We start from the raw sequence: 4,919 nt of genomic DNA on the forward strand, positions 1-4,919 counted from the left end.
AACGCCAATCGATCAGGTGTTGGGCGCGATCGGCCGTAATTTCGGCAGCAACCCCCGCGCCCATCTTTCCGGAACCGGCAAAAGCTTCTTTTTGCACGATCTGCTGACGGACGTCATTTTTGCCGAATCCGGATGGGTTTCGTACGACAAATCAGCCGTAAGACGTGCGGCGATCGCCAGATTCGCCGGCCTTGGCGCCATCGCGCTGATCGCGGCGGCCGCCCTCGGCACCCTGGCCCTGAGCTTCACAGCCAACAGGTCGCTGATCGCCTCCACCACGCAGGCCATGAGCCAGTATCGCGCGACGGCGGGCGCGCTGCTCAAAAGCACCGAGGTCACCGATGTCGACCTCGAAAACGTCATTGGCCCGCTCGACCAGCTGCGCGATCTGCCGACTGGGTTCGAAACCAGTGACGTGCCGACACCGATCGAGGAGACATTCGGCCTCAGCCAGCGGGAGAGACTTCTTTCGGCATCCAAGACCGCTTACCGGCAAGCGCTGGAACGAATGTTCCGATCGCGCCTGCTGATCCAGGCCGAGCGGACGATCCAGGCCAGGATGGCCGATCCCGCCGCGCTCTACGAGCCGTTGAAAATCTATCTGATGCTTGGCGGCAAGGCGCCGAAAGTCGACGACGCGTTGATCGTTTCCTGGATGAAGCAGGATTGGGAACAGAACCGGTATCCAGGTGAAAACAACCGCGAAGGACGCGAGCAGCTCGAAAAGCACCTGCGCGCCATGCTTGCGTTGGATGATGCCTACGATCCGGTCTTCCAACTCAACCAGCCGCTCGTCGAAGCCGCTCAACGGTCGCTCGGGCGCATGAGCCTTGCCGACCGTGCCTCGGCATTGGTCAAATCCGCAGTGTACGCGGCAGCGCTGGATGATTTTTCTGTTTCGCTGAAAGGCGGGCCGGAGGCGCAGCTGCTGTTCGAGCGTGTCGATGGCGGCGATCTGTCGGGCCTTCGTGTTCCCGGCCTCTATACCTATGCCGGCTTCAACACCTTCTATCTCGGGCAACTCTCGCGCATTGCCCAGACGCTCGTCGACGATCAGCGGGTCCTCGGTGGCGGCGGCGAGCAAGGCGGCATCGACCAGGAGTTGCCCAGGCTCGGCCCCGAACTTCTCGATCGCTATGGAAAGGAGTTCGCAACGGCCTGGAACAGCGTTCTCGACAGCTTGAAGTTCAAAGCGATGCTGAAGGACAAGCCGCACTATATCGCGCTTTCCGCCGTCGCCTCGCCAACCTCGCCGATCGAACAGCTGTTTACGGCGATCGCCGACGAAACAGCTCTGACGCGGGACGCTGCTTCTGGCAAAGGCACAGGCACCGGGGTTGAAGGCGGCACGGTTCAAGGCCAGCCACAGGACGCCGCGAACATGGCCAAGGGTCTGGCTCGCATCGGCATCCAAATCGCCACCGGAAAATCGCAAAGCCGTGCCGGCACGGGATCCGCAAACGCGGAAAACCAGAATCCAGGCGCCAATATCGAAGCACAATTCAGGTCGTTCCAGGCTCTGGTGAGCGGTCCTGCCGGACACCGCCCGATCGATGCCTTGACCCAGAATTTCCGCGATATCTACCAGAGCCTGCAACTGGCGACCGACGTTCCCTCCCAGACGGAACGCGTCAACGCAAACCTGCAGCTTCAGATAGCCACCCTTCGCGCCAACGTTTCGCGACTGCCCAAGCAACTCGGCCGGATGGTCAACGCGACGGCGGATGAGTTTGAAGGCAACGTCACCGAGACCTCGGTAGCGAATTTGAACCAGATGCTCGACCAGACGGTCACACAGCCCTGCGAGGCGGCGGTCAACGGCCGTTATCCTTTCGCCGGCAATGGTACCGAGGACATCGCGATGGCGGATTTTGCCAGATTGTTCGCTCCGGGCGGGCTGATGGACCGGTTCTTTGCACAGAACCTCGCATCGCTGATCGACATGACCGGTCAGGACTGGAGCTGGAAACAGGATGCGCGCTTCGGGCGAGACCTGTCGAAGTCGACGCTGAAAAACTTCCAGCTGGCGGCCGAAATCCGCAGCGCCTTTTTCCCCCAGGGTGGTTCGGTGCCCTCGGTCAGCGTGACCTTCACGCCGTTCTCCCTGCATGGCGATGCCGATGCGGCGGTGCTCGATGTCGACGGCCAGACCGTCCAGAGCAACCAGGCGGGCAACGCGCCAAGCACCGTGAGCTGGCCGAGCGGCACAGCCTCCGGGTCCGCCAGCCTGAGCCTGACGCCGGAAATGCCGGGCCGCGAATCCGCCATCAAGTTCGAGGGGCCCTGGGCGCTGAAGCGGCTGCTGGACAAGGCGACCGTCACCGGCAACGACAGCAATGTCGAAGCGCGCTTCGTGATCGGCGGCCGCGACGTCACCTATACGATCCAGACTGGTTCCGGCCCCACCCCCTTCTTGCTTCCCGCACTTTCCGGCTTCAGCTGTCCGAAGGCGTTTTGAGATGGGCTTCGCGCTTTTCAATGCGTTGACATCCAGCATGGGCCTCGGGCGCCCAGACCTTAATTTCGATACTCTAATGTTCGAGCCTGTGGCAAAGTGGCTCGAACGGGCGCCTGGCGGTGCGCCGTGGAGGGCGCTTGAGAAGCGCTTGGTGGCAAATTGAACGATGTCGCCCTTCCCTTTGAAAGTTTCGGCGTGAGCCACAAGGGCTGTGTGCGCGAGCACAATGAAGACAGCTATCTGCTCGAGCCACGAACCGGCCTTTGGGCGGTGGCCGACGGAATGGGCGGACATGAGGCCGGAGAGGTCGCCTCAGCCAGCATTGTCGACCATCTGGCCACGATCGGCATCGCAAGCTCTGCGCCGGATCTGCGGGCGCGCTTCGAGGACAGGCTGAGCCGGGCCAATGCCGAGATCCGCGGCATATCGGAATCTCGCGGCATAACCATCGGTTCCACGGTCGCCGCCCTGTTGGCGATGGACGGACGGTTTGCCTGCCTTTGGGCGGGCGACAGCCGGATCTATCTGATCCGCAACGCTTCGATCTCGCAGATTTCGAAAGACCACACCGAAGTGCAGGAACTCCTCGATCGAGGCATGATCAGTGCAGCCGAGGCGCTCACCTGGCCACGCCGCAATGTCATCACGCATGCGGTCGGCGTCAGCGACGAATTCGTCATCGATTTCCAGCAAGGCGAACTGATGCCAGGGGACATTTTTGTGTTGAGCACCGATGGGCTGACGGCGCATGTCACCGACGCGGAGATCGAGGCCGCCGTCGTGTCGGCGACACCTCAGGCGGCGTGCGAAAATCTGCTGGAAACCGTGCTGACGCGGGGCGGAACTGACAATGTCACCATCGTGCTGGTGAAGATCAAAAAAGGGCGCAACGGACAATCGCTCCACCCTGATTGGTCCGGAGCGGAGGGCGAAGGCCGATGAGCGCCGACGACAAGACGCGAATATCGCCGCAGGTAGCCAATACCGCCGTAGGCACGCAACTCAGCGGCATCTATGAACTTGACGAGCGGATCGCATTCGGCGGCATGGGCGAGGTCTACCGTGGCCACAACATCCAGACCGGAGACCATGTCGCGATCAAGATCGTCCTGCCCGAGTTTGCCCGTGACCAGACGATCTTGTCCTTGTTCCGCAAGGAGGCCTCGATCCTCAACCATTTGTCGCATGACGCGGTTGTGCGATACCACGTCTTCACCATCGATCCCGGGATCGGCCGTCCCTACCTTGCCATGGAATTCGTCGACGGCGAGTCGCTGTACGACATCATGCGACGTGGCCCGATGCCGACGGAAGAGGTGCGCAAGCTCTGCCATCGCCTCGCATCCGGCCTGAGCGCCGTGCATCAAGCGGGAGCAATCCATCGCGACCTCTCGCCGGACAACATCATCCTGCCGGGGGGCCGGGTCGACCGCGCGAAGATCATCGATTTCGGCATCGCGCGATCAGCGACCGTAGGCGGGGAGACGCTGATCGGCGGGAAGTTCGCGGGAAAGTACAACTACGTTTCGCCCGAACAGCTCGGGCTGTATAGCGGCGACGTCAGTGAACAATCCGACATCTACAGCCTTGGGCTGGTGCTGGCTGCCGCTCTGCGCGGGAAACCGATCGACATGAGCGGATCGCAGTTCGAGATCATCGAAAAGCGCCGCGCTGTGCCTGATCTCTCCGACATCGACGACGATTTTCGTGACATCGTTGAAGCCATGCTGCAACCGGATCCGCAAGACCGCCCGGTCAGCATGGCTGATATCGCCAGGATGACGCGTGGCGAAGACGAAGGAACAACGCCGCCGACGTCCATCACACCCCGCAACCGGCCGGCTTTGCCACCAGCCGGGCAAACCCTTGATCCCAAGGGCCAGCCCCAGCCATCCAATGTCTCTGGACACAACGCGCCGACGGCAACGGGCCCGGGCGAGCAGCGCTTCGTCCCGCATGTCCGGCCCGCGCATTTGTCCGAACCGCAGCCTTCGCCGGTCGCCGGCCCTCCACGCGCGGTCACGGCGGATATACCCAAGAAATCCACAAAGACCCGAAATATCGCGATCGCTGCCTTGGCGACACTGGCTGTCGCCTCAGGCGCGGGCCTGTATCTGAGCGGCTTCATGACGCCGGCGACGCCGACTGCCGGCAAGACATCGCTTTCCGCGCCCGAACCATCAAAGCCTGCACCGGAAACGTCAAAGCCGACCTCGACGGACAAAGTCGCGAACGCCCCCGAACCGGCAAAGCCAGTTCCGCCTGCGCAGACGAAAACAGAGGCCAGCGTACCGCCGGTTGAAAACCAGCCAGATGCCAAGGCGGCTCAAAAGCCGCAGCCGGCCAAGCCCGCCGAAGTCCCTTCGCAGACCGAGGAACCCGCGAAGCCGCCGGCAATGGAAGCGCAACCGCAAACAGAGGCGAGCCCGCCGCCGGCTGCAAGCCAGGCTGATGCCAAGGC

General features: G+C 62.4%; 3 protein-coding genes. All 3 read left to right on the forward strand.

Going from position 1 to position 4,919, the window contains the following annotated elements; translation table 11 throughout:
• Nucleotides 1–2,458 (forward strand): type VI secretion system membrane subunit TssM (tssM, locus tag EN935_RS22120; protein ID WP_127373612.1); only part of this gene is annotated, 2,458 nt, incomplete at its 5' end.
• 159 nt (nt 2,459–2,617) lie between these two features.
• Nucleotides 2,618–3,400, forward strand: a complete 783-nt coding sequence (locus EN935_RS22125; RefSeq protein WP_109661598.1) for a PP2C family serine/threonine-protein phosphatase — start codon at nt 2,618–2,620, stop codon at nt 3,398–3,400.
• The coding region (locus EN935_RS22130; RefSeq protein ID WP_164771259.1) for a serine/threonine-protein kinase at nt 3,397–4,919 on the forward strand (1,523 nt) is incomplete at its 3' end. The genes EN935_RS22125 and EN935_RS22130, both read left to right, overlap by 4 nt.

The organism is Mesorhizobium sp. M7D.F.Ca.US.004.03.1.1 (assembly GCF_003998635.1).
GTDB lineage: Bacteria > Pseudomonadota > Alphaproteobacteria > Rhizobiales > Rhizobiaceae > Mesorhizobium > Mesorhizobium loti.